This is a genomic window from Neorhizobium descurainiae, assembly GCF_051400715.1.
GTDB lineage: Bacteria > Pseudomonadota > Alphaproteobacteria > Rhizobiales > Rhizobiaceae > Neorhizobium.
Genome location: NZ_JBLFFK010000002.1, coordinates 295467 through 317947 on the forward strand (window position 1 = coordinate 295467; position 22481 = coordinate 317947).

Annotated in this window: 21 protein-coding genes and 1 tRNA gene; 17 read left to right on the forward strand and 5 right to left on the reverse strand. The window is 63.1% G+C overall.

Annotated elements, in window-relative coordinates:
• Nucleotides 1-147 precede the first annotated feature (147 nt).
• The 16 genes from ACMGE0_RS04965 to ACMGE0_RS05040 all read left to right on the forward strand — a co-directional run bounded on the left by ACMGE0_RS04965 (nt 148) and on the right by ACMGE0_RS05040 (nt 19133).
• Nucleotides 148-963 carry a DeoR/GlpR family DNA-binding transcription regulator gene (locus tag ACMGE0_RS04965; protein WP_436814758.1) on the forward strand — a complete coding sequence of 272 codons (816 nt, stop codon included), beginning with the start codon at nt 148-150 and terminating at the stop codon, nt 961-963.
• 49 nt (nt 964-1012) lie between these two features.
• Nucleotides 1013-2008, forward strand: coding sequence for a rhamnose ABC transporter substrate-binding protein (gene rhaS, locus ACMGE0_RS04970; protein ID WP_436814759.1), 996 nt, complete (start codon nt 1013-1015; stop codon nt 2006-2008).
• A gap of 183 nt (nt 2009-2191) precedes the next feature.
• Entirely contained in the window at nt 2192-3721 is a 1530-nt protein-coding gene (locus ACMGE0_RS04975; RefSeq protein WP_436815061.1) for a sugar ABC transporter ATP-binding protein, read from the forward strand.
• Between the two features lie 9 nt (nt 3722-3730).
• Nucleotides 3731-4720 (forward strand): ABC transporter permease, encoded by a 990-nt coding sequence (locus tag ACMGE0_RS04980; protein ID WP_436814760.1) that lies wholly within the window; start codon nt 3731-3733, stop codon nt 4718-4720.
• The gene (locus tag ACMGE0_RS04985) at nt 4717-5718 is read left to right on the forward strand and encodes an ABC transporter permease (RefSeq protein ID WP_436814761.1); all 1002 of its coding nucleotides are present in this window, start codon (nt 4717-4719) and stop codon (nt 5716-5718) included. The genes ACMGE0_RS04980 and ACMGE0_RS04985 overlap by 4 nt, the downstream gene beginning before the upstream one ends.
• Nucleotides 5715-6035 (forward strand): L-rhamnose mutarotase, encoded by a 321-nt coding sequence (rhaM, locus tag ACMGE0_RS04990; protein WP_436814762.1) that lies wholly within the window; start codon nt 5715-5717, stop codon nt 6033-6035. Before ACMGE0_RS04985 ends, rhaM begins: the two co-directional genes overlap by 4 nt.
• The gene (locus ACMGE0_RS04995; RefSeq protein WP_436814763.1) at nt 6032-7402 is read left to right on the forward strand and encodes an FGGY-family carbohydrate kinase; all 1371 of its coding nucleotides are present in this window, start codon (nt 6032-6034) and stop codon (nt 7400-7402) included. The genes rhaM and ACMGE0_RS04995 overlap by 4 nt, the downstream gene beginning before the upstream one ends.
• A 206-nt stretch (nt 7403-7608) precedes the next feature.
• The gene (locus ACMGE0_RS05000; RefSeq protein ID WP_436814764.1) at nt 7609-8838 is read left to right on the forward strand and encodes a flavin-dependent oxidoreductase; all 1230 of its coding nucleotides are present in this window, start codon (nt 7609-7611) and stop codon (nt 8836-8838) included.
• Between the two features lie 92 nt (nt 8839-8930).
• Nucleotides 8931-9158, forward strand: coding sequence for a hypothetical protein (locus ACMGE0_RS05005; protein WP_436814765.1), 228 nt, complete (start codon nt 8931-8933; stop codon nt 9156-9158).
• 1086 nt (nt 9159-10244) lie between these two features.
• The gene (locus ACMGE0_RS05010) at nt 10245-11258 is read left to right on the forward strand and encodes a LysR family transcriptional regulator (protein WP_436814766.1); all 1014 of its coding nucleotides are present in this window, start codon (nt 10245-10247) and stop codon (nt 11256-11258) included.
• Between the two features lie 104 nt (nt 11259-11362).
• Nucleotides 11363-12877 (forward strand): class I adenylate-forming enzyme family protein, encoded by a 1515-nt coding sequence (locus ACMGE0_RS05015; RefSeq protein ID WP_436814767.1) that lies wholly within the window; start codon nt 11363-11365, stop codon nt 12875-12877.
• A 20-nt stretch (nt 12878-12897) separates the two neighbouring features.
• Nucleotides 12898-13713, forward strand: a complete 816-nt coding sequence (locus ACMGE0_RS05020; RefSeq protein WP_436814768.1) for a creatininase family protein — start codon at nt 12898-12900, stop codon at nt 13711-13713.
• A gap of 7 nt (nt 13714-13720) precedes the next feature.
• Entirely contained in the window at nt 13721-15346 is a 1626-nt protein-coding gene (locus tag ACMGE0_RS05025) for a CocE/NonD family hydrolase (RefSeq protein WP_436815062.1), read from the forward strand.
• The gene (locus ACMGE0_RS05030; RefSeq protein ID WP_436814769.1) at nt 15333-16361 is read left to right on the forward strand and encodes an ABC transporter ATP-binding protein; all 1029 of its coding nucleotides are present in this window, start codon (nt 15333-15335) and stop codon (nt 16359-16361) included. Before ACMGE0_RS05025 ends, ACMGE0_RS05030 begins: the two co-directional genes overlap by 14 nt.
• Nucleotides 16362-16398: 37 nt before the next feature.
• Nucleotides 16399-17448, forward strand: a complete 1050-nt coding sequence (locus ACMGE0_RS05035; protein ID WP_436814770.1) for an ABC transporter substrate-binding protein — start codon at nt 16399-16401, stop codon at nt 17446-17448.
• On the forward strand, nt 17445-19133 hold the full coding sequence (locus ACMGE0_RS05040) for an ABC transporter permease subunit (RefSeq protein ID WP_436814771.1): 1689 nt from the start codon (nt 17445-17447) through the stop codon (nt 19131-19133). Before ACMGE0_RS05035 ends, ACMGE0_RS05040 begins: the two co-directional genes overlap by 4 nt.
• Nucleotides 19134-19391: 258 nt before the next feature.
• On the opposite strand, the gene ACMGE0_RS05045 is transcribed toward ACMGE0_RS05040, so the two are convergent.
• A tRNA-Ile gene (locus ACMGE0_RS05045) sits at nt 19392-19467 on the reverse strand.
• 240 nt (nt 19468-19707) lie between these two features.
• Between ACMGE0_RS05045 and ACMGE0_RS05050 the strand changes: the two genes are divergently transcribed.
• The gene (locus ACMGE0_RS05050; RefSeq protein ID WP_436814772.1) at nt 19708-20457 is read left to right on the forward strand and encodes an SIMPL domain-containing protein; all 750 of its coding nucleotides are present in this window, start codon (nt 19708-19710) and stop codon (nt 20455-20457) included.
• Between the two features lie 98 nt (nt 20458-20555).
• Here ACMGE0_RS05050 and ACMGE0_RS05055 read toward each other — a convergent pair whose 3' ends face one another.
• The 4 genes from ACMGE0_RS05055 to ACMGE0_RS05070 form a co-directional block, all read right to left on the reverse strand.
• The gene (locus ACMGE0_RS05055; protein WP_436814773.1) at nt 20556-20894 is read right to left on the reverse strand and encodes a hypothetical protein; all 339 of its coding nucleotides are present in this window, start codon (nt 20892-20894) and stop codon (nt 20556-20558) included.
• Nucleotides 20895-21036: 142 nt separating this feature from the next.
• A complete protein-coding gene (locus ACMGE0_RS05060) occupies nt 21037-21459 on the reverse strand; it encodes a secondary thiamine-phosphate synthase enzyme YjbQ (protein ID WP_436814774.1) in 423 nt (140 codons plus the stop codon).
• Between the two features lie 58 nt (nt 21460-21517).
• Nucleotides 21518-21871 (reverse strand): DUF1428 domain-containing protein, encoded by a 354-nt coding sequence (locus ACMGE0_RS05065; RefSeq protein ID WP_436814775.1) that lies wholly within the window; start codon nt 21869-21871, stop codon nt 21518-21520.
• Between the two features lie 194 nt (nt 21872-22065).
• Nucleotides 22066-22443 carry a DUF427 domain-containing protein gene (locus tag ACMGE0_RS05070; RefSeq protein ID WP_436814776.1) on the reverse strand — a complete coding sequence of 126 codons (378 nt, stop codon included), beginning with the start codon at nt 22441-22443 and terminating at the stop codon, nt 22066-22068.
• Nucleotides 22444-22481 lie beyond the last annotated feature (38 nt).

Consider the following 22481-nt stretch of genomic DNA (forward strand, 5'->3'; position numbering starts at 1 on the left):
TGCATCGGGATATCGCGCATTGTTTCGCCACCTGTCAATCAAAAACGATCACCAACTTTCATTGTGCAGCGCAATAAAAGCGATTTTGATCGTTTATGATTGACAACGCCAATTTTCCAGCAATAGTTGAAGCTCAGGAGGAACCCGATGCACGAACGTGAACGCCACCGCATCATTCTGAGTGCGATCCAGGAAAAGCCCGTCATCACGGTACAGGACATCGCCGAGCTGACCGAGGCTTCCGAGGCCACGATCCGGCGCGACATCGCTTCGCTGCATGTCCAGGGCAAGCTCCGGCGCGTACGTGGCGGCGCGGAAGCGGTTCATCCGCCGCAGATCGGCCAGCTCGCCGCCCGCTCCTTCCGGGTCTCCGAATCCGTCAATATCGACAAGAAGCGCGCCATCGCGCGCCGGGCGGTCGAGCTTTGCGAAGAAGGCGATTCCGTCATCATCAACGGCGGCACGACCACCTTCCAGATGGTGCATTTCATGTCGGCGCGGCGCCTGCAGGTGATGACCAATTCCTTCGCGATCGCCGAACATCTGGTCAAGCACTCGAAAAGCACAGTGACGGTTCCGGGCGGCGCGATCTACCGCGAGCAGAGCCTGATCCTGTCGCCCTTCGAAAACGACGCGATCCGCAATTTCTATGCCCGGCGCATGTTCATCGGCGCGCAAGGCGTCGGCCCGCTCGGCGTCATGGAAGCCGATGCGCTGGTGATCCAGAGCGAGCAGAAGCTGATGCAGCAGGCCGAAGAACTGATCGTGATGGTGGATTCGTCGAAATTCCACCGCCGCTCGAGCCTCATTCTCTGCCCGCTGGAACGCGTGGCGACGGTCATTACCGATGACGGCATCTCGGAAGACGCCGCCCGGATGATCGAGGATGCGGGCATAAAGCTCATCATCGCCGGCTCCGCTGCGGCGGAGATCGCGGAAGAGGATTCCACGTCGGCCGCGTGACGCGCGGTCGGCAGAAGGAAAATCGGACTATCAACTGGGAGGACTGACCATGAAACTTGCAAGGAAATTGGCTATCGGCGTGGCGCTCGCCTTCGCCGCCATGACGACGGCTGCAAGCGCCGCCGACATGAAGATCGCGCTCGTCGTGAAATCGCTCGGCAACGGCTTCTTCGAAGCCGCCAACAAGGGCGCACAGGAAGCGGCAAAGGAGCTCGGCGGCGTCGAGATCATCTATACCGGTCCGACGACCACGACCGCCGAAGGCCAGATCGAAGTCATCAATTCGCTGATCGCGCAGGGCGTGGATGCGATCGCCATCTCCGCCAACGATCCGGACGCCGTCATTCCGGCACTGAAGAAGGCCGCCCAGCGCGGCATCAAGGTGATCTCCTGGGATTCCGCCGTCGCGCCGGAAGGCCGCATCATGCACCTGAACCCGTCGTCCAACGAGCTGATCGGCAAGATGTGCCTGACGCTCGCCGCAAACCATCTGGAAGGCGGCAAGGGCGATTTCGCCATCCTGTCGGCCACCACCACCTCGACGAACCAGAACACCTGGATCGCCGAGATGAAGAAGCAGCTCAAGGATTTCCCGGGTCTCAATCTCGCCACGACCGTCTATGGCGACGACCTTGCCGACAAGTCCTATCGCGAAGCGCAAGGCTTGCTCACCTCGCAGCCGAACGTGAAGGTCATCGTCGCTCCGACCACTGTCGGCGTGCTTGCCGCTTCGCAGGCGGTCAAGGATGCCGGCAAGATCGGTCAGGTCTATGTCACCGGCCTCGGCCTGCCCTCCGAAATGGCCGGCGCCATCAAGTCGGGCGCGACGAAGGAATTCGCGATCTGGAACCCGATCGACCTTGGTTATTCCGCCACCCAGATCGCCTATCACATCGTCAAGGGCGATACGGACGCCAAGCCCGGCTCGGAAATCGAGGCCGGCCGCATGGGCAAGATCAAGGTGGGCGACAATGGCGAAGCCGCGATGGCCGACCCGTTCGTCTACAACGCCTCCAATATCGACGAGTTCTCGAAGATCTTCTGAGCCGTTGGCATTTGCCCCTCACCCTGCCCCTCTCCCCGCACGCGGGGAGAGGGTACGCGCCGAACTCAAGGTCCGCAGTTGAGGAAGGCAGGGCGGCATATCCCTTCCCCCACCTGCGGAGAGAAGGTGCCGGCAGGCGGATGAGGGGCTTTAGGTGAAACGATAATGAGCGCCGTAGCATCCATGACCGACCAGAGACCTGTCGCACAGGCATCAGCGACCGAACCCGCGCCGATCCTGGAAATGCGCGGCATCTCGCAGATTTTTCCGGGCGTAAAGGCGCTCGATGGTGTCAGCATCAAGCTCTACCCCGGCCAGGTGACGGCACTGATCGGCGAGAACGGCGCCGGCAAGTCGACGCTCGTCAAGATCTTGACCGGCATCTATCGCCCCAACGAAGGCGACATCGTCATCGACGGCCGGCCGATTGCCTTCCATAGCGCACAGGCGGCGATCGATGCCGGCGTCACGGCCATCCATCAGGAGACCGTGCTTTTCGACGAGCTGACGGTCGGCGAGAACATCTTTCTCGGCCATGCGCCGCGCACGCGCTTCGGTACGATCGACTGGCGTCAGATCAACGATCGCTCAAAAGCGCTCTTGCGTGAGCTCGAAAGCGAGATCGACCCGACGATCCGCCTGCGCGACCTCTCGATCGCCCAGCGCCATCTCGTGGCGATCGCCCGGGCGCTTTCGGTCGAGGCGCGCATCGTCATCATGGACGAGCCGACCGCCGCCCTTTCCCGCAAGGAGATCGACGACCTCTTCCGCATCGTCGAAGGCTTGAAGCGGCAGGGCAAGGCGATCCTCTTCATCAGCCACAAGTTCGACGAGGTCTATGAAGTCGCCGAAAACTTCGTCGTCTTCCGGGACGGCCGCGCCGTCGGCCAAGGCAAGCTCAGAGAGACGCCGCAGGATGAAATCGTACGGCTGATGGTCGGCCGTGACGTGAAGGACGTCTTCCCGAAGGTGAAAGTGGAAATCGGCGGCCCGGTTCTGACCGTCGAAGGCTACAGCCATCCGACCGAGTTCCGCGACATTTCGTTCGAACTTCGCCGCGGCGAAATCCTTGGGCTCTACGGCCTGATCGGCGCGGGACGCTCCGAACTCTGCCAGTCGCTGTTCGGCATAACCCGCCCCTCGGCCGGCAAGCTTACGCTCGAAGGCCGACCAATCGACATCCGCTCGTCGAGCGACGCGATCCGCGCCGGCATCGTCTACGTGCCGGAGGAGCGCGGCCGCCACGGACTGGCGCTGCCCATGCCGATCTTCCAGAACATGTCGCTCCCGTCCCTGAAGAAAACCTCGCGCTCCGGCTTTCTCAAGGCGGCGAACGAACTGGCGCTCGCCCGCAAATATGCCGAGCGGCTGGATCTGCGCGCGGCAGCGCTTTCCGTGCCGGTCGGCACGCTCTCCGGCGGCAACCAGCAGAAGGTGGTGATCGGCAAGTGGCTGGCTACCCGGCCGAAGGTCATCATCCTCGACGAGCCGACCAAGGGCATCGACATCGGCTCCAAGGCGGCGGTGCACGGTTTCATCAGCGAACTCGCCGCCGAAGGCCTCTCGATCATCATGGTCTCCTCGGAGCTTCCGGAAATCCTCGGCATGTCCGACCGGGTGATGGTGATGCGCGAAGGCCTGTCGGCCGGAATCTTTGAACGTGATCGCCTGAATGCCGAAGTTCTCGTGCGCGCAGCAACCGGCAATCAGTGAGGAGAACCCATGAACCGCCTCCTGAAGAACCGCGAAATCCTGCTGGTCGCCATTATCGCGGCCATGGTGATCGGCTTCTCGACCCGAGCGCAGGGTTTTGCCTCGCCGGGCAATCTCGCCAACATCTTCAATGACACGTCGATCCTGATCATACTGGCGCTCGGCCAGATGACGGTGATCCTGACGAAGTCGATCGATCTATCGGTCGCCGCCAACCTCTCCTTCACCGGCATGGCGGTGGCGATGACCAATGCCGCCTATCCCGATCTGCCGCTGATGCTCCTGATCGTCATGGCGATCGGCATCGGCGCCCTCCTCGGCGCGATCAACGGCTTCCTCGTCTGGGCGCTGCAGATCCCGCCGATCGTCGTCACGCTCGGCACGCTCACCGTCTACCGCGGCATGGCTTTCGTGCTGTCCGGTGGCGGCTGGGTGAACGCCCACCAGATGACGCCCTCTTTCCTGAACATCCCGCGCATGCCCCTCCTCGGCCTGCCGGTCCTTTCCTGGATCGCGATCGTCATCGTGCTGGGCGCCTGGTTCGTGCTGACCCGCCTGCCCTTCGGCCGCGCGGCCTATGCCTCCGGCGGCAATCCGACGGCGGCCATCTATGCGGGTGTCGACATCGGCTGGACGCGCTTCCTTGCCTTCGTTCTATCGGGAGCGCTCGCCGGCCTTTGCGGCTACCTGTGGGTGTCGCGCTACGCCGTCGCCTATGTGGACATCGCGATCGGCTTCGAACTCGATACGGTCGCAGCCTGCGTCATCGGCGGCATCTCGATCGCCGGCGGCATCGGCTCGGTGGCAGGCGCCGTGCTCGGCTCGCTTTTCCTCGGCGTCATCAAGAACGCGTTGCCGGTCATCGGCATCTCGCCTTTCGCCCAGATGGCCATCTCCGGCATCGTCATCGTGCTCGCCGTCGTCTTCAATGCCCGCGCCGAGAAGAAGGCCGGCCGCATCATCCTGCGCGACCGCGCCGCACCGGAGGTATCCGCATGAGCGACATCGTCACCTCCAAACGCGTGATCCCCGATCGGCTGGGGACCAGGACTTCGCGCATCCTGGGAAGCTGGGAAGTGCTGCTTTTCGGCGTGGCGGCGCTGATCTTCATCTTCAATTCCTTCGCCTCGCCTTACTTCCTGAACGCCTGGAACCTCTCCGACGCGACCTTCAACTTCACCGAAAAGGCGATGATCGCCTTCGCCATGGCGCTTCTGGTGATTGCCGGCGAGATCGATCTTTCGGTGGCGGCGATCATCGCGCTCGCCTCGACCGCCATGGGCGCCGCCGCCCAGGCCGGCATCGGCACGCCGGGCCTTGTGGCGATCGGCATCGGCGTCGGGCTCGTCTGCGGCGCGTTCAACGGATTGCTCGTCGCGGGACTGCGCCTGCCCTCGATCGTGGTGACGATCGGCACGATGAGCCTCTTCCGCGGCATTTCCTATATCGTGCTCGGCGATCAGGCCTACGGCAAATATCCGGAGAGCTTCGCCTATTTCGGTCAGGGCTATGTCGCCTGGGTCTTCTCTTTCGAATTCGTGCTGTTCGTCGTCCTCGCGATCGTTTTCGCCATTCTGCTGCACGCGACCAATTTCGGCCGGCAGGTCTATGTGATCGGCAATAACGAGTTCGCCGCGCGCTTCTCCGGCATTCCGGTGGAACGGGTGAAATTCATCCTCTTCCTGCTGACCGGTGTGATGGCGGGCGTCGCAAGCGTCTGCCTCACGTCCCGCCTCGGCTCGACCCGTCCGTCGATCGCTCAAGGGTGGGAACTGGAGGTCGTCACCATGGTGGTGCTCGGCGGCGTCTCCATCCTCGGCGGCGCGGGCACGATCGCGGGCGTCGTCATCGCCGCTTTCGTCATGGGTCTCGTCACCTTCGGCCTCGGCCTTCTGAACGTCCCCGGCATCGTCATGTCGATCTTCGTCGGCCTGCTGCTGATCGTCACCATCGCCGTGCCGATCGTCGCCCGCCGCATCAAGGAAATGAGCCGATGAGTTCGGAAAAATACGCCTTCAAGATGAAGCTCAATCCGGGCATGGAGGCCGAATACAAGAAGCGCCATGACGAGATCTGGCCGGAACTCGTGGCCCTGCTACACGAAGCCGGCGTCAGCGACTATTCCATTCATCTCGACCGCGAGACGAACATCCTGTTCGGCGTGCTGACCCGGCCGCAGGACCATACGATGGCGAGCCTGCCCGACCATCCCGTCATGAAGAAATGGTGGGCGCATATGGCCGACATCATGGAAACCAATCCGGACAATTCGCCGGTCGCGACCGATCTCGTGACGGTCTTCCACCTGCCATGACAATGCCGCAGAAGACCGCCGTTCTCGATATCGGCAAGACGAACGCCAAGGTCGTCGTGCTCGACTGCGCAACCGGCGCGGAGATCGCTGAAAAACGTACGGCGAACCGTGTCCTCGCCGGTCCGCCCTACCCGCATTACGGTATCGAGGCGCTTTGGGCTTTCACGCTGGAGGCGCTGGCCGCTTTTGTCAGGGAACCCGGATTCGACGCGATCTCCATCACCACCCATGGCGCTTCCGCCGTGCTGCTCGACGCTGGCGGAAACCTGGCGCTGCCGGTACTCGACTACGAGCACCAATATCCCGAAGAGGTTCGGAAGGCCTATGTGGCGCTCCGTCCGCCGTTTTCGGAAACCTTCTCACCTGCCCTTTCCGGCGGGCTGAATGTCGGGGCGCAGCTTCATTACCAGAAGACGGCCTTTCCGGATGAATTCGCCCGTGTCCGCACGATCATGACCTATCCGCAATACTGGGCGTTCCGGCTGACAGGCATCGCCGCGAACGAAGTGACCTCTCTCGGCTGCCATACGGATCTCTGGCGGCCGCGCGACGGATCCTATTCCTCGCTCGTCGACAGGCTCGGCATCCGCGATCTGATGGCGCCTGTCCGTTCCGCCTTCGATGCGCTCGGCCCGGTGCTGCCCGAGATCGCGCAGAAGATCGGTCTCACGAAACCCATGCCGGTCCATTGCGGCATCCACGATTCCAACGCCTCGCTGCTTGCGCATCTGATCGGCCGTGAACCGCCGTTCGCCGTCGTCTCGACCGGCACGTGGGTCGTGAATTTCGCGGTCGGCGGCGATCTGGATCACTTGGACCCGACACGCGACACGCTCGCCAATGTCGACGCCTATGGCCGCGCCGTGCCCTCCTCCCGTTTCATGGGTGGCCGGGAATTCGAACTGCTCGCATCAGAACTCGGCAAACTCAATCTGGAAGCAGCGCTCGCCGCGATGCCGAAGGTCATCGAAAAGCGGATCATGCTGCTGCCGAATGTCGCCGCCGGCTCCGGCCCCTTCCCCGGCCAAGAGCGGCGATGGATCAACGATGCCGGGGCTTCGCCCGACGAGCGCTGGGCCGCCGCCTGTCTCTATCTCGCGCTGATGACGGAAACCTGCCTCCGTCTCATCGGGGCGAAAGGACCGGTTCTGGTGGAAGGCCCCTTCTCCTCCAATCCGGTCTATCTGCAGGCGATGCGCACTCTCCTTGGGAGAGAAGTGATCGCTCTTCCGGGTTCGACAGGGACCAGCCAGGGCGCGGCGCTGCTTGCTGGAATTTCGCCGGGAATAAAGCAGGGATCTTCCGTCCCGATGCCGCCGTGGGATATGCAGCACTACCGGGCCGTCTGGCGCAGCAGCCTCGGATGAAGTGATCGCGCGGCGCAACGACATTGAACAGCGGACCTGCCGGGGCCTCGGATGAAAGGCTTGAAGCGATCGCCGATTGCTACAAATAGGCACGGTCGATTTCGCCGCCATACAGGTCGAATATGCGGGACGAACTGCGCTATAGATAGTGCCACGCTTTCGGGACCAGACCGATCGTCTCGCAAACGGGAGGAGGGAAGCCAACCATGAAAGCGCTGATCGCGGGGGCCGGTATCGGCGGCCTCACCACTGCTCTTTTCCTGCACAAAGCGGGAATCGAGGTCGAGATATTCGAGCGCGCCGACGAGGTTCGGGAGCTCGGCGTCGGCATCAACATGCTGCCGCATGCCGTCAGGCAGCTGGCGGATCTCGGGTTGATGGCGGATCTCGACGCTGCGGGCATCCGCACACGGGAGCTGATTTACACCAATCGTTTCGGCCAGGTCGTGTGGCAGGAACTGCGCGGTCTGGATGCCGGACATGACGTACCGCAGATCAGCATCCATCGCGGCAAATTGCTGGGAGTGATCTACAAGGCCGTGGTCGATCGCCTCGGCCCCGATGTCATAAATCTCGGCTGCCGCGTCGACGGCTTCCGTGAGACCGGGAATACCATCTCGGTTCATTTCGCAAGAAGTGACGGATCGCGCGGCGAGGCCCGCGGCGATCTTTTGATTGGAGCCGACGGGATACACTCCGCCGTTCGTGCCGCCCTCTATCCCGGCGAAGGACCGTCGATCTGGAGCGGCATCATGTTATGGCGCGGCGCCACGCATTGGCCCGAATGGCGCGACGGCCGCACGATGGCGATTGCCGGAGGCAATTTTGCGAAATTCGTCTACTATCCGATCGCGGCGGCTCCGAACGAGCCCGGAATGCGCCTGACGAATTGGGCCGTGATGGCGAAAGTCGGCGAGGCCGGCGCGCCACCCTTGCGCCGGGAGGATTGGAGCCGGTCCGGCGTCGTGGAGGAGGTATTGCCTTTCGTCCGTGAGCGCTTCCATCTGGACTTCGTCGATCCTGCAGCCATCATCCGGGCCACGGAGAACTTCTATGAGTACCCGAATTGCGATCGCGAGCCGCTGCCGCGCTGGTCGTTCGGAAGTGTAACTCTGCTCGGCGATGCCGCCCATCCCATGTATCCCGTGGGTTCCAACGGCGCGAGCCAGGCCATTCTCGACGCTCAATGTCTTGCGTCTCATCTGCAGGCCGTAGACGGGATCGAGGCCGCCCTGTCCCGCTATGACGCCGAGCGCCGGCCGGCGACGGCGGCCATTGTGCTTGCCAATCGAAAGGGCGGCCCCGAAGGCGTCATCGACATGATCGAAGCACGCGCACCCGATGGTTTCGAAGATATCGACAAGGTCGCATCTTACGAGGAACGCGAGAGCATGGTGCGCGGCTACGCCTCGCTGGCCGGATTTGCGCGACCGTAGCGAAGCCGGGTTCGGCACGGGCGCGATTTTGCATGGCGTACTCCTGCGCGCATGCTATTCTGCAGGCACCCATTCTCCGGGAGGACTGAGCGATGAGTTGGAAGTCGAGGGTGCCGGGATGCTTTGGGAATGTGGATGCTTCCTTCCGCACCCATCACGAAGAAGACGCGAGGGACCTGATTCTCGAGGCAAAAGTCGCCGGAGCAAGCTTCGAAGAGCTGGAAAGAGAAATGGTCTGGCACCTTTACCGCAAGGGCGCCACGCGCGAACAGATGGACGAACAGATTGATCAGGCCCGGGCGCTCTGGTCACCCTCATAGGAGGCCGCGCGCCTTCCTTGGGGAACAGACGTCCTCCTCGACGGTAAGCGGGCAGTCGCGAGGGACACCCCGCCCCTCTGTCCCCATGCTTCGCCTGAAGCAGCGCCCGATTGATGGCGCATCGCTGGCGAGCCGCCGCACGAGACGATGAGCCGATGTGTGCCGATACGGCTCTGCTGCCGGACCGTTAACCATCTCCATTAGCAGGCGGTTAAGTTTTAGCGCGTGTACTCGCCCCGGGGGCACAGGAGAAACACCGATGCCTTATGGGTTGCTTCTTGTCGCAGGACTCGTCGCGTGCGTGCTGAGCATTTCAGCCATGAACGATGATGCCGATGACGAGCCACTTGTCAGAGATATCCAGGTGACCTTGCCAGCCGGCCGTTAAAGCGGCGGGCCGGATGAGGATCTACCGCATCCTTTGCTCTGGCGGATGGAACTCGGCGCGAAGTTGGGATGTTGTGCGAAAGCGCCCTACCAGGAGTTCGTCATGCAGAAATCAACGCTCGCAACCGCCGCACTTACCGCAGCCTGTCTCACCCTCGCCGGCTGCGTAAGCGAAGGCGGGACATATAGATACGACCGGAGTCGGTACTACGACTCGCGGTATGACGGACCACGGTATCGTCCACGCCCCGACTATCGGCACGATGACCGGGATGGTGATTGGCGTGGCCGAAGCTCCCGGTCTGGCGGAGGTGACAGCGATCGAAGCGTAGTGCTTCGAGGCCGCAACGATAGAGACGGTACGATTTGGATGCCCGACAGGGGTAATCGCTAGACCGGCCTGGCCACCCCCGCCCGCCCTCGCCAAGCTACATTCGCGAATATTGTTGCCGAGCGATCGTTGTGCTCACATGGTAACGGATACCGCGGGAGGAAGATGCCGCGATCGCTCAAGCCGCGACTGCGTGAGCGGAAGCGTCGAGACCTGCCCTGCATCCTGGTCGTGGTACCGTGACTTTCGACCCCAATGCCCGGGGTCAGCGCCACTCCTTCAAACGTCCTCCGAACCATCCACGTATCTTCGGATGGCACGCCGCTTGCTTTGCGTTTCGTACATAAGCTTGCTCAGAGGAACCGTCCATGTACGCGAACATCAACCCCTCGATCGACGTCCGGCTGCTGCACACAACCTATCTCCTGCTCACCGAGAGGAATGTTTCGAAAGTCGCAGTCCTGCTCGGTCTTACCCAGCCGAGCGTCAGCGCCTCTTTAAAGAAAGCCCGAGAAGTCTTCGCTGATCCGCTGCTGGTGCGCAGCGGCCAAAAACTCGTCCTCACCGAACGCGGCGAGGAGGTCGGCGCCTCGATTGGCGCCATGCTGGAGGGGCTGAAAAACACGCTGAACCGCGCCAATCAGTTCGATCCGGGCGCGGTCCGGAGCCGCATGCGCGTCGCCGCGGTCAATTGCTTCGGCGCCTTCCTCATCCCGCCGCTTGCCGCCAGCATAAGGCAGGAGGCGCCGGGCATCTCCGTCGATTTCTTCGCTCCATCCGAAAAGGTGGATCTGGTCGATGAATTAGGCTCGGGGCGAGTGGATCTCGTGATTGGCAACTGGCCCGCGCCCCAGCAGAGCCTGAAATCGACGACGCTGCTCCATTGCGATATCGCCTGCATCGTGCAGAAATCCAACTCGCTCGCGCAGCGCGGCAGGCTGACCCTCGATACCTATCTGTCCGCCGATCACGTATCGCCCACGCCAGGATCGAGCGCCCTCTTCAGTCCGATCGACGGCCGCCTTTCGCAACTCGGTCTGAAGCGCCGGATCGCCATGTCGGTGCCGGAATACGCGCTCATACCGGCCATTCTGGCGGAAACCGATCTCGTCTTCACGACCGCCCGCCCCTATGCGGAATATATCGTCGAGAACGCTCCGGCAAACCAGCTCCAGCTGGTCGAGGCGCCGCGCGAATTCGACCAGATGAACCTCTACCTGCTCTGGCATGAACGTGCGCATGCAAGTGGAGCCAACCAGTGGCTGCGCGGCGTAGTCCGTTCCGTTGCCCGCCGCTTCGACCAGACGTTGCATGCGGTTCACCAGAAAGCGGAGCTCGCGGTGGCCCATGAGCGTAAATATTACATAGACCGGCATCTATAGCCGCTATTGATGCCTCCGACATTCACCCGGCGATCGTTTTTGCCCATGCTTCAGGCATTCGAAACCGATGCCAAATAAATGAGCATGATGACCGGGGTACTCAAATGCTGATGCACACGCTACTCCTGGATGGCGCCAACCGCGATCCGGATCACGCCTGCTTCCACTGGGTGGATCGAGGACGAAGCCTGACCTATGCAGGAGCTGTCGATGCCATGGAGCGGGCAGCCGGCGCTCTCCGCCATCTCGGCGTCAGGCCAGGCGATCGGGTGACGATCTTCGCCCATAACGGCATGGATTACCTCGCCGTGATGTTCGGCTGCTGGCGCCTCGGAGCGATCTGCGCTCTTGTAAACGTCAAATTCGCCGACGAACTTGCCTACTATTTCGCCGATCATGAACCGACGGCGGTCGTCTATACCCACGACATGGAGGGGCCGGTTCACTCGGCTGCCGCCAATGCTCCGAGCATCAGGGCACTCATCTGCATGGACGGGCCGCAGGAAGGCGCCCATTCCCTGCCGGACCTGATGGCCGCGGCCCTTCCCGTCCCCGCCGATCCCGGCAACGAGGACGCGATCGCCCATCTCTCCTATACTTCCGGCACCACCGGGAAGCCGAAGGGCGCGTGCCTGAAGCACGAACCCACCGTCCGCGCAACGCGCTGCATTGCCGAGCGGCTGCAGATCACAGCCGATGACGTCTCCTTCGGACCGAGCGCGCTGTCGAGCTCCTATCAGCTCGTCGGCAATCTTCTGCCGCAGCTTTCCCGCGGCGCGGCGATCAATGTCATGGGCAAATGGACCCGCACGACAGGTTTCGACGCCCTCGAAGCGCGCGGCGCAACCATGCTGATCGCCAATCCGCCGATCCTGACCGATGTCCTTAACGAGGCCGTCGCCCGCGGCCATGCTCCCTCGAAACTGCGCATGAGCATGTCGGGCGGCGGACCGGTCCCACCGGTCCTGAAGGTTGGATGGCACGAAAAGCTGAAGCTGCCGCTGGTCGAAAGCTACGGCCAATCCGAACTGGGTGGCTTCGTCGCGCTCGGTTTCCCCAGGCTCGACCCGGCCGATATCGAAACCCGCCGCGTCGGCCAGCCGCTTCCCGACAAGGAAGTGAGAATCCTGAACGCCGACGGAACCGAAGTCTCGTGCGGGGCAGTCGGTGAGATCGCGCTGCGGGGCGGGTTCATGTGGGGCTATTGGGGCAAGCCGGAAAAGACCGCCGAGACGCTGCGGGACGACTGGCTTTGGACGGGCGATATCGGCTCGATGGACCGGCACGGTTTCGTGACCATGCTCGGCCGCCGCTCCGAGCTGATCGAAGTCGGCGGCACGACCTGGTATCCGCGCGACGTCGAGGAGGCGCTCTCGACCGTCCCCGGCGTCGAACAGGTCGCGGTCGTCGGCGTGCCCGACAAGGCGATCACCACGCGGCCGGTCGCCTTCGTACAGGCTGCCGCGCCGGTAGATGGCGAGGCGATCAAGGCGAGGATTGCCGGCTCGCTTCCCTATGATCTCTCCGTCATGACCGTCGTCTCGGTTACCGAACTTCCCATGACTCCCACCGGCAAGATCGCCAAGGCAGAGCTTGCGGCTCGCGCCGCCGCGGCCTGAGCGAAATCGAGGACATGCCCATGAAACTGAAATCGCATTGGTGGTGGGATCACACGACGAAGGATTTTTCCGAATTCGACATGGAAAAATTCGTCGCCATCCTGCCGGTCGCGGCGGTCGAACAGCACGGCCCGCACCTGCCGGTGCGCGTGGATGCGGCGATCAACGCCGGCACCGTCGCAAGGACGGTCGAACTGATGGACGACGACCTGCCGGTCCTCGTTCTGCCGATGATGCCGGTCGGCAAGTCGGTGGAGCACACCGCCTATCCGGGCACCCTCACCTTCACTTACGAGACGCTGGCGCGGATGTGGTTCGAGCTCGGCGAGAGCGTCAACCGGGCCGGCTGCCGCAGGATCATCTTCGTCAACTCCCACGGCGGCCAACCGCAGGTCATGGAGATCGTCTGCCGGGAGCTTCGCGTCAGGCTCGGCATGTTTGCCGTCAGCGCCTGGGCAAGCGCGGGTGCCGATTTTTCCGATCTCTACAGTGCCCACGAACTGAAGCACGGCATCCATGGCGGCGAGGCGGAGACCAGCGTCATGCTGCATCTGCACCGCGACCTGATCGACATGCAATATGCCAGGGATTTCGTGCCCGTCTCGGTCGAGCTCGAAAAGGCAGGCGGCCTGCTCATGCCGGAAGGGCGGATCGGCTACGGCTGGCAAACGCAGGACGTCCAGCCGTCGGGAGCCTGCGGCAATGCCGCTGCCGCCGATGCTGAACGCGGCCGCGAACACGTGGAGCGCAGCGCTCGCAATCTGCTGAAGCTGATCAAGGAAGTGCTCGAATTCCCGCTCGACCGCATCACCGACAAGACGATGTACAGGAGCTGACGACGTGATGCACCACCGCGCGCGCCATGACGTGATCGGCCCCGAAAGGGCCGAGCTCGTGCTGCGCGACGGCGTGGTTCTGGTGGCGGATATCTACCGGCCAGCGAACGACGGCCTCTATCCGGTGCTGCTGATGCGTCAGCCCTACGGACGTGCCATCGCTTCCACGGTCGTTCTGGCGCATCCCTCCTGGTACGCGTCGCATGGCTACATCGTCGCCATCCAGGATGTCCGCGGCTGCGGCGAGTCCGGCGGCGATTTCGAGGCCTTCGTCCACGAGGCCGAGGATGGCGCGCAAACACTGAAATGGGCCGCATCCCTGGCAGGCAGCAGCGGCAAGCTCGGGCTTTACGGTTTCAGCTACCAGGCGATGACGCAGTATTTCGCGCTCGCTGGCAAGGGTGGCCACCGGCCGGATGCGATGGCTCCGTCCATGGGACCCTGGCTGCCGCACGACGACTGGGCCTACGAAGGCAATGCGTTCCGCTTTGAACTGAACGTCGGCTGGGCGGTGCAGATGGCCAAGCTGAAGGCCGCCCGCAATAACGACGCCGATACCTATTCCACCCTGTGTGCGCTGGACGAGACGGCGAGCCGCGATTTCCTTGCGGAAAGGCCTGATCTCTCCCATCTCGGAAAATGGATCGCCGACGACGCGGCCTATTGGGATGCGGTCTCTCCCGGCATTCTGCTCAAGGACGATCCGCTCGGCATTCCGGCCTTCCATACAGGCGGCTGGGCGGATTTCCTGCTGCAGGGCACCTGGGCGGCGGACGCCGCCTTCCGCGCGAAAAATCCGGAAACATCGCATCTCGTCATCGGCCCCTGGACGCATGCTCCGTGGAACCGGGCGGGCGGCACGGCCGACATGGGACCGGACGCCGAATTTTCGGTCGATCGCGCCCAGATCGAGTTCTTCGACTTCTATCTGAAGGATAAGGGCGAACGGCCGGCATCGGTGCGGCTGTTCGATATGGGTCGCCGGACCTGGTTGAAATTCCCGTCCCTTCCCGCAGCGGAGGAAGAGACCTTCTTCCTGTCCTCGTCCGGGCTCGCCGCCGCCATGCTGAGCGACGGTCGCCTCGGCCCGGAACCGTCGGCGGAAGCCTTCGACACATTCGTGAGCGACCCCTTCCGTCCGGCACCGCTGATCGGCGGCCATCTCGGTTCGCCCGCCGGTTTTGTCGACCGCAGCGCCTGCGACAACCGCGCCGATGTGACGGTCTACACCAGCGCGCCGTTCGATCGGGAAACGGCTTTCATCGGCGAGGCGGCGGTCGAGGTGGATATCCGAGCCCAATCGTCGGGCTGCGATCTCTGCGCCGTTCTTTCGCTCGTCACGCCTGAAGGTGCCGCAAGGGTCGTTTCCACCGGTTATGTCCGGATCGAGAACGCCCGCCACGCAACCGCAAAGATTTCGCTGCGGCCCATCTGCCTGACCGTCCCTGCCGGTCATGCATTGCGGCTTTCCATTCAGGGCGCCGGCGCGCCGGCCTTCGAAGTGCATTCGGGCAACGGTCCATTCTCGTCGGCGCCGGATATGGCCCGGCGGCCCATTCCGATTTCCATCCACCACGGCGGAGCGTCACGCTCCTGCCTGATCATGCCCAAGGTTCACAATGTCAGCGAATAAGCACTACCTCACCCTCGACAACGTGACGGCCACTTATGGCGATTCCGTCGCCGTCAGCGGCCTGACGATCGAGGCCGCCAAGGGCGAACTGCTCTCGCTGCTCGGGCCTTCGGGTTGTGGCAAGACGACGACGCTGCGGATGATCGCGGGCTTCATCCGGCCGACCAGCGGTCGCATCATCCTCGGCGGCGAGGATATCAGCCGCCGTCCCGTTCATACCCGCAATATCGGCGTCGTCTTCCAGTCCTATGCCCTCTTCCCGCACCTGACGGCGCTGGACAATGTCGGCTTCGGCCTGCGCATGCGCCATGTCGGCAAGGCGGAATGCCGGGAGAAAGCGGCCGCCGCGCTCGATACGGTCGGCCTCAACGCCTATTACGACCGCTATCCCGGCCAGCTTTCCGGCGGCCAGCAGCAGCGCGTCGCGCTTGCCCGCGCCCTGGTGATCGAACCCGACGTCCTCCTTCTCGACGAACCGCTCTCCAACCTCGACGCGCATCTGCGCGCCGACATGCGCAGCGAAATCCGCTCGCTGCAGCAGCGGCTCGGCATCACCACCGTCTTCGTGACGCACGACCAGCAGGAGGCGCTCGCCATGTCGGACCGCGTCGCCGTCATGAGCAAGGGTTTGCTGATGGAGATCGGCGCGCCCATCAGCCTCTGCGACCGGCCGAGATCGCCCTTTACCGCCTCCTTCCTCGGCGCCCGCACGGTGATCGAAGGCCGAACGGAAGGCGGCCGTTTCTCGGCGCCGGGCCTCACCTGCGATGGCGCGCCGGAAGGCGCGACACGGCTGGTGCTGCGTGCCTCACGCCTGAGGCTTTCCGATGAACTTGGCCCGCTCAATGTCTCCGGCACGCTCGTCAACGCGGCTTTCCTCGGTGACACCTACGAAGCCGATATCCAATCCGCATGCGGCATGATCCGCCTGATCGTGCCTTCGGATATGCCGCCGCCGCCCGTCGGGACGTCGTGCAGCATCCAGACCCAGCCGGGTGGCGCCACATTCATCTAAACCAACAGGGCATCCAAACGAACAAGGGGAACTTCAGATGACTCTTTCACGCCGTACATTCAACAAGTTAGTTGCCGGTGCCGGACTTGCCGCACCGTTTCACATCATCCGTCCTGCCGCAGCCCAGGAGCCCAGGAAGGGCGACGAGCTGGTCGTCGGCATATGGGGTGGCGCGCAGGAGAAGATCGTCAAGGAATATGTCGAGAAACCGCTGGTCGAAAAATACGGCTGCAAGATCAGCTACGTCCTCGGCGGCACCGGCGACCGCCGCGCCCGCGCCTATGCGGAGCGCGGCCGCCCGAGCTTCGACGTCCTTTACCTGAACATCTTCGAAAGCCGCCAGGCCGTGAAGGATGGCGTGACCCAGGAGCCGACGCCGGCCGTCAAGAATTTCGAGGCGCTTTACCCGAGCGCGCGCAAGGGCGGTTACGGCGTCGCTTTCAACCCCTGCACCATCGTCTACGACAAGACCAAGGCGTCGAAGCCGATCACCTCGTGGAAGGACATGTGGAACCCGGAATGGAAGGGCCGCATCGCCTGGCCGGACGGGCTCGGCGCCGAAGGCATCTCGGCCCTGATGATGACCGCCCGCGCCTGGGGCGGCGCCGAACGGGACTTCGACATGGTGATCGACAAGGTGAAGCAGCTGAAGCCTTTCGCCGCCATCCAGGCGAGCCAGGCGCAGCTCTTCGAAATGTTCGACCAGAAACTCGCCGACCTCTCCGTCGAGTTCGGCAGCTTCACCCGGTCCTATGTGGAAAGCCGCAACCCCAACATCGCGATCGCCGCTCCGGTGGAGGGGCAGGCTCTGTCGATGAACGTCGCCTGCATCACCGTCGGCACGAAAAACCAGAAGCTCGCCGAGGAATGGATCAACCTCCATCTCTCCGAGCCCTGCATGCTCGCCTATGCCCGCGAGATCTACTATTCGCCCACGGTCAGCAACATCACCGTGCCGGACGACCTGAAGGCGAAGCTCATCGTCGGTGAGCAGCAGGTCAGCCAGCTCGTCGATTTCGACTGGGATTATATCAACGCCAATCGCCCGAAATGGCAGGCCCGTTACGACCGGGAGATCGCCGGATGAACCGCTGGATAGGACCGGTGCTCGCAGCACCGGTCACGCTGTGGCTGCTGCTGTCCTTCGCGGCACCGATGTTCGTGGTACTCGTGCTCTCGTTGCACGAGTACCCGGATCCCTTCGGCCCGATCTTCATTCCGCCGTCGCTGGCGCAATATACCGATATCGCCTCCGACAGTTTCTATTACGGCGTCGTCGCCGAAACCGTGCTGCTCGGGCTTGGCGTGACGGTGCTGACCGCCCTGCTCGGTTATCCGCTCGCTCATTGGCTGGCCCGCATGCCGGTCAAGTATCGCGCCGTCGCCTTTTCGGTCATCCTCATTCCGCTGCTCACCAACGTGGTCGTCCGCTCGCTCGGCATCATCCTGCTGCTCGCGCCCGAGGGCCTGATCAACACGGTGACCGGGCTCGTGAGCATACCGCCCGCACGGAACATGCTCTTCACCCATGGCGCCGTCGCCGTGGCTCTGGCGCAGGTCTTTCTGCCCTTCATGGTGCTCGCCCTTTACGACAACCTGCAGAACACCTCGCCCCGCGTCCACGAGGCGGCTGAAAGCCTCGGGGCCTCTCCCGCCGTGCGTTTCCTGACCGTCGACCTGCCGCTCTCCCTGCCGGGATTACGGTCGGGCGCGATCATCGTCTTTCTCATGGCTTCGACGACCTATGTCTCCGCCACTCTGCTCGGCGGCAAGAAGGTCTGGACGACCGGCATGCTGGTGCTGCAGGAGGCGATCAAGAACCTCAACGCGCCGCTCGCCTCCGCCCTCGCCATCATCATGACGGCGACGGGCCTGCTCTTCGCCGCGCTCTGCACCATCGGGCTGAACCGCCTGATGCCATGGCTCAGGCACAAGCCGAGCCAGCCGATCGGCATCCCGCGCTGGATCGTGCCGGTGGTCGATATTTTAGGCCCGATCGTCTCGAAACTGCTGCTGGCTTTTGCCCTGCTGCTCCTGCTTCTGCCGCTCGTGCTCGTCTGCATCCAGAGTTTCAACGATGTGCCGCAGGCGACGGCCTCCGGTTTCCGCGGGTTCACCCTGAAATGGTATGAGCAGGTGTTCTTCGCCGGTACCTATGCGGATGCTTTCTGGATCTCGGTGCAGCTCGCGGTGACTTCCATGCTGGTGGCGGTCGCTCTGGCGCTGCCGGCCGCCTTCGCGCTCGCCCGCTTCCCCTTCAGAGGCCGGTCGGCGCTGCTTGCCTTCTGGCTGCTGCCGATGTCGCTGCCGCATGTGGCGATCGGCGTCGGCATGCTGAGGCTCCTCCAACTCTATGTCGCTATTCCGCCCTTCCTCGGGCTGGTCGCCATCCACGTGATCGTCATCCTGCCCTTCGCCATTACGCTTCTTACCACGTCGGTCATGACACTCGACCGGGCGCAGGAGGAAGCCGCAGCCAGCCTCGGGGCAAGTCCGGTTCAGCGTTTTTTCCTGGTGGTCATGCCGGGGCTTGCGCCTGGCCTCTTCGCGGCGGGCATCGTCGGCTTCCTGCTGAGCTTTGGGGAGGTGACGGTGACGAGCTTCCTGACGACAGCCCGCCTTACCACTTTGCCGGTCAGGATCTATGCGGAATCGACGTTCAGCCTGGAACCGACCGCACACGCGATTTCCGCCGTGCTCATCCTCTTTACGGTTATCGCACTCACGCTTGTCGGAAAGGTCGTGCGTCTCGACCGTCTCTACGCCCGATGATGCAAAAACGGAGGACAACCGGCTAGGATTCGCACTCGGCGGCCCCTTCCTCGACAGGAAGGGGCCGCGCTTGACCCGGATGGGCGATTCTCCGAATTTTCGGGAAACTGACTGGAACCCGTTGCTGATACATGAATCCACACGACCGTCGCCACAGATATAGAACAGGCCGCCATGTGTACGGTCGCGTGTACAGCCATGTGTACACCAGAAAATGGATTTCTAAAATTTTTAAGGAAATCCAGTATCTTAGGATGGTGGTGGGCCCGGAGGGACTCGAACCCCCAACCAAGCGGTTATGAGCCGCCGGCTCTAACCATTGAGCTACAGGCCCGCCGATCAGGCGACGGGGAAGGCGCAATGGCTCGCTTCCCCTCGGAGGTCCGCTCTAGCCTAAATCCCCGCAAGCCACAAGCCGTTGCCGCAATAGCTTCACAATCAACCGGCAGGTAAACTTGCCGATGCGCGGATGCCGGGAAATGATTCCCGTCACCGCCGCGCGGGAAGCAAAGACACCGCGGCGGAATTGCCTGGCAGCATTCCGTGCCGCCCAGACCGATTGGGGAGAACATCCATGCGCCTTGCGCTTTCGTCGTCACGTCTCGTCCTGGCAACGCTCTTCGCGGGCGCGATCGCCGCCGCTGCAGCAAGCCAGGTGTCGGCGCAGGAGCCCCGCTCCCGCGAGCCCGTCATCAGCGTTTCCGGCGAAGGCGAAGCCTCGCTCGCGCCCGATATGGCGATCCTGACCTTCTCGGTCGTGCGCAACGGGAAGACCGCCGAAGCTGCCCTTTCGGCCAACAGCGCGGCCATGAAGGAGGTGCTCGCCGCCCTCAAGGCCGACGGCATCGCCGATCGGGACATTCAGACGAGCAACTTCTCGATCTATCCGCAATACCGCCATTCCGAGCCGAAAAACGGCATCATCGATCCGCCGGAGATCATCGGCTACGAGGTCGCCAACACGCTGACGTTGAGAGTGCGCGACCTCCAGGCCCTCGGCGGCCTCATCGACCGCTCGGTCAAGCTCGGCGTCAACCAGGGCGGCCAGATCGATTTCACCAACGACGACCCGGACAAGGCGATCACCGAAGCGCGCAAGGCGGCCGTCGCGGAAGCGCTCGCCAAGGCGAGGACCCTGACGGAGGCGGCAGGCGTCAGGCTCGGACGGATCATCGAGATCAACGAGAATGCGATCCGCCCGATGCCGCAGCCGATGATGCGCATGGCGGCGGCAAAGGATATGGCTGCCGAAGCCGTTCCGATCGCAAGCGGCGAGAACACCTATCGAGTGACCGTCAACATGACCTTCGCCCTCGAACAATAAGAAGGGCAAAAGCGTACGCCCCCGCCGGTCGATGGCAACCGGCGGGGGCGCTTTCCTCCGTCAACGGGCGATGGAGACGGAAGGAGCCGTTGCCACCCTCAGCGGCGGATCAGCGGGCAGCCGCGTACGTTGGCGAAAACAACCCGATCGGGGCCGCGGCGGCCGAAACCGACGACCGTGACGGTGCGCCGGGAGACGTCGACGACGCGGGTGCGGCGAAGGCCCATCCGGTCGGCCTTCCGCTCGGCCAGCCACGGAGCGCAACCGCGCGGACGGCGGTCCGGACGCCAATGGCGGTCGCGATCGCGGTCATGATCGCGATACTGGACATGGATGCCGAATTCCGGGCTGGCAGCCGCCGCGGTCGGGGCCGTGGCGGAAAGGCCGGCAAGCGCGACGAGAGCGGCGATACCGGCTTTGACGATCAGGCTGGTCATGAGGGCGTTTCTCCGTAATCCGGGTCAGGGGACCTGGCCCTGGGTGTTGTTTCTCTCGCCTTTCCAAGCGATTGAGGCGACCCTAGCCCACCGCATCTGAACGCGATCCCAACCTTCCATTCAGCCTGCGTTCATGTTCTGATCACGGAGAAAGATGCAGAACGACCTGACGGACATGCGGACTGTCGCGATGCTCGAAGAGATAGATGCCCTGCCACGTGCCGAGCATCAGCCGGCCGCCGTTCACCGGAATGCCGAGCGAAGCGGCGGTGAGCGCCGCCTTGATATGCGCCGGCATGTCGTCCGGCCCCTCGGCCGTATGCGTCACCCAGCCCATCTCGGGATGGTTTGCCGGCGGCACGAGGCGCGAGAAGAAGGTCTTCACATCGCGGCGCACGTCCGGATCGGCATTCTCCTGGATGATCAGCGAACAGGACGTGTGGCGCACGAAAACCGTCAGCAACCCCTCGCCGGTTTCCTGGCGGCGCACGAAATCCTGCGCCGCCTCGGTGAATTCATAGAGCCCCTGGCCGCGGGTGGAGATCGAGATCACGGTCTGGGGCATCGGGATTCCTTTCGATAGATATGCCGGCAGGGGACGACATTTCTATCATCGTCCGGGTTCAGAGTGCCAGGAAGCTCCGGAAGCCTCCGAAGATCATCCGCTTGCCGTCGAAGACCTCCCGCCATTCGTCGCCGTCGAACCGGGCATCCTTCATCACCTTGGCGTTGATCTCGTCACGCTGCTCGCGGCTCTCGTAGGTGATCCATGCAAAGATGACGGTTTCATCCTCCTTCGCCTGCACGGCGCGCGGAAACGAAGTGAGTTCGCCGTAGGGCACGTCATCGCCGATGCATTCCACATAGGAAAGCGCACCGTATCCCATCCACACTTCGCCGCCGAGATGCGCCATCTTCTTGTAACGTTCCAGATTGGCCGTCGGCACGGCAAGAATAAATCCATCCACATAGGGCATTTTCGGTCCTCCTTGATGTTGCGACATGTCAAGGACGTGGGAACCGGACCGCAGCCGACAAGGGTGGCGAATTTTTTCTTCAGCCTTCCAGCGTCTTCACCTTTACGATCTCCGGGAAGAGCCTGATCCACAGAAGCACCACGACGAGCGTGCCGATGCCGCCGATGACGCCGGTGGCGACAGGTTTGCTCGTCTCAGGCGAACTCCTCGATGGTATCGACGCGATCCGGATAGAAGGCGACGTGTTCCTTGATGCCGGCAACCGCATCATAGGGATTTTCATAGGACCAGACGGCATTCTTCGAACGCTCGCCGCCCGCGGGAATGCTGAAATACGAAGCTTCGCCCTTATAGGGGCAATAGCTCTCGTGAGCGGTCCGTTCAAGGAGCGACATGTCGACATCCTTGCGAGGTATGTAATGCACCGGCGGATAGGAGGCTTCGCGCAGCGTCAGTGCGTTGACGCTGTCGGCGACCACCTTGCCGCCGAGCTTCACCACCACGCGCGCCGGATTGGGCTCGACGGTAATCGGATGGTCAGGGCCTGGAATCTTCTGCACTCTGGCGTTCATGACGTGTCCTTTCGCTTTGGCTCATGCGCCATGATGTA

What these genes read in the sequence shown, in the direction of transcription:
- ACMGE0_RS05055 (WP_436814773.1), bottom strand. Translation starts at nt 20,894, where the DNA reads ATGACCAGCCTGATCGTCAAAGCCGGTATCGCCGCTCTCGTCGCGCTT.
- ACMGE0_RS04995 (WP_436814763.1), top strand. Translation starts at nt 6,032, where the DNA reads ATGACAATGCCGCAGAAGACCGCCGTTCTCGATATCGGCAAGACGAAC.
- ACMGE0_RS05005 (WP_436814765.1), top strand. Translation starts at nt 8,931, where the DNA reads ATGAGTTGGAAGTCGAGGGTGCCGGGATGCTTTGGGAATGTGGATGCT.
- ACMGE0_RS04985 (WP_436814761.1), top strand. Translation starts at nt 4,717, where the DNA reads ATGAGCGACATCGTCACCTCCAAACGCGTGATCCCCGATCGGCTGGGG.
- rhaM (WP_436814762.1), top strand. Translation starts at nt 5,715, where the DNA reads ATGAGTTCGGAAAAATACGCCTTCAAGATGAAGCTCAATCCGGGCATG.
- ACMGE0_RS05035 (WP_436814770.1), top strand. Translation starts at nt 16,399, where the DNA reads ATGACTCTTTCACGCCGTACATTCAACAAGTTAGTTGCCGGTGCCGGA.
- ACMGE0_RS05065 (WP_436814775.1), bottom strand. Translation starts at nt 21,871, where the DNA reads ATGCCCTATGTGGATGGATTTATTCTTGCCGTGCCGACGGCCAATCTG.
- ACMGE0_RS04965 (WP_436814758.1), top strand. Translation starts at nt 148, where the DNA reads ATGCACGAACGTGAACGCCACCGCATCATTCTGAGTGCGATCCAGGAA.
- ACMGE0_RS05025 (WP_436815062.1), top strand. Translation starts at nt 13,721, where the DNA reads ATGCACCACCGCGCGCGCCATGACGTGATCGGCCCCGAAAGGGCCGAG.
- ACMGE0_RS05060 (WP_436814774.1), bottom strand. Translation starts at nt 21,459, where the DNA reads ATGCCCCAGACCGTGATCTCGATCTCCACCCGCGGCCAGGGGCTCTAT.
- ACMGE0_RS05050 (WP_436814772.1), top strand. Translation starts at nt 19,708, where the DNA reads ATGCGCCTTGCGCTTTCGTCGTCACGTCTCGTCCTGGCAACGCTCTTC.
- ACMGE0_RS05020 (WP_436814768.1), top strand. Translation starts at nt 12,898, where the DNA reads ATGAAACTGAAATCGCATTGGTGGTGGGATCACACGACGAAGGATTTT.
- ACMGE0_RS04980 (WP_436814760.1), top strand. Translation starts at nt 3,731, where the DNA reads ATGAACCGCCTCCTGAAGAACCGCGAAATCCTGCTGGTCGCCATTATC.
- ACMGE0_RS05070 (WP_436814776.1), bottom strand. Translation starts at nt 22,443, where the DNA reads ATGAACGCCAGAGTGCAGAAGATTCCAGGCCCTGACCATCCGATTACC.
- ACMGE0_RS05010 (WP_436814766.1), top strand. Translation starts at nt 10,245, where the DNA reads ATGTACGCGAACATCAACCCCTCGATCGACGTCCGGCTGCTGCACACA.
- ACMGE0_RS05040 (WP_436814771.1), top strand. Translation starts at nt 17,445, where the DNA reads ATGAACCGCTGGATAGGACCGGTGCTCGCAGCACCGGTCACGCTGTGG.
- ACMGE0_RS05000 (WP_436814764.1), top strand. Translation starts at nt 7,609, where the DNA reads ATGAAAGCGCTGATCGCGGGGGCCGGTATCGGCGGCCTCACCACTGCT.
- ACMGE0_RS05030 (WP_436814769.1), top strand. Translation starts at nt 15,333, where the DNA reads ATGTCAGCGAATAAGCACTACCTCACCCTCGACAACGTGACGGCCACT.
- ACMGE0_RS05015 (WP_436814767.1), top strand. Translation starts at nt 11,363, where the DNA reads ATGCTGATGCACACGCTACTCCTGGATGGCGCCAACCGCGATCCGGAT.
- ACMGE0_RS04975 (WP_436815061.1), top strand. Translation starts at nt 2,192, where the DNA reads ATGACCGACCAGAGACCTGTCGCACAGGCATCAGCGACCGAACCCGCG.
- rhaS (WP_436814759.1), top strand. Translation starts at nt 1,013, where the DNA reads ATGAAACTTGCAAGGAAATTGGCTATCGGCGTGGCGCTCGCCTTCGCC.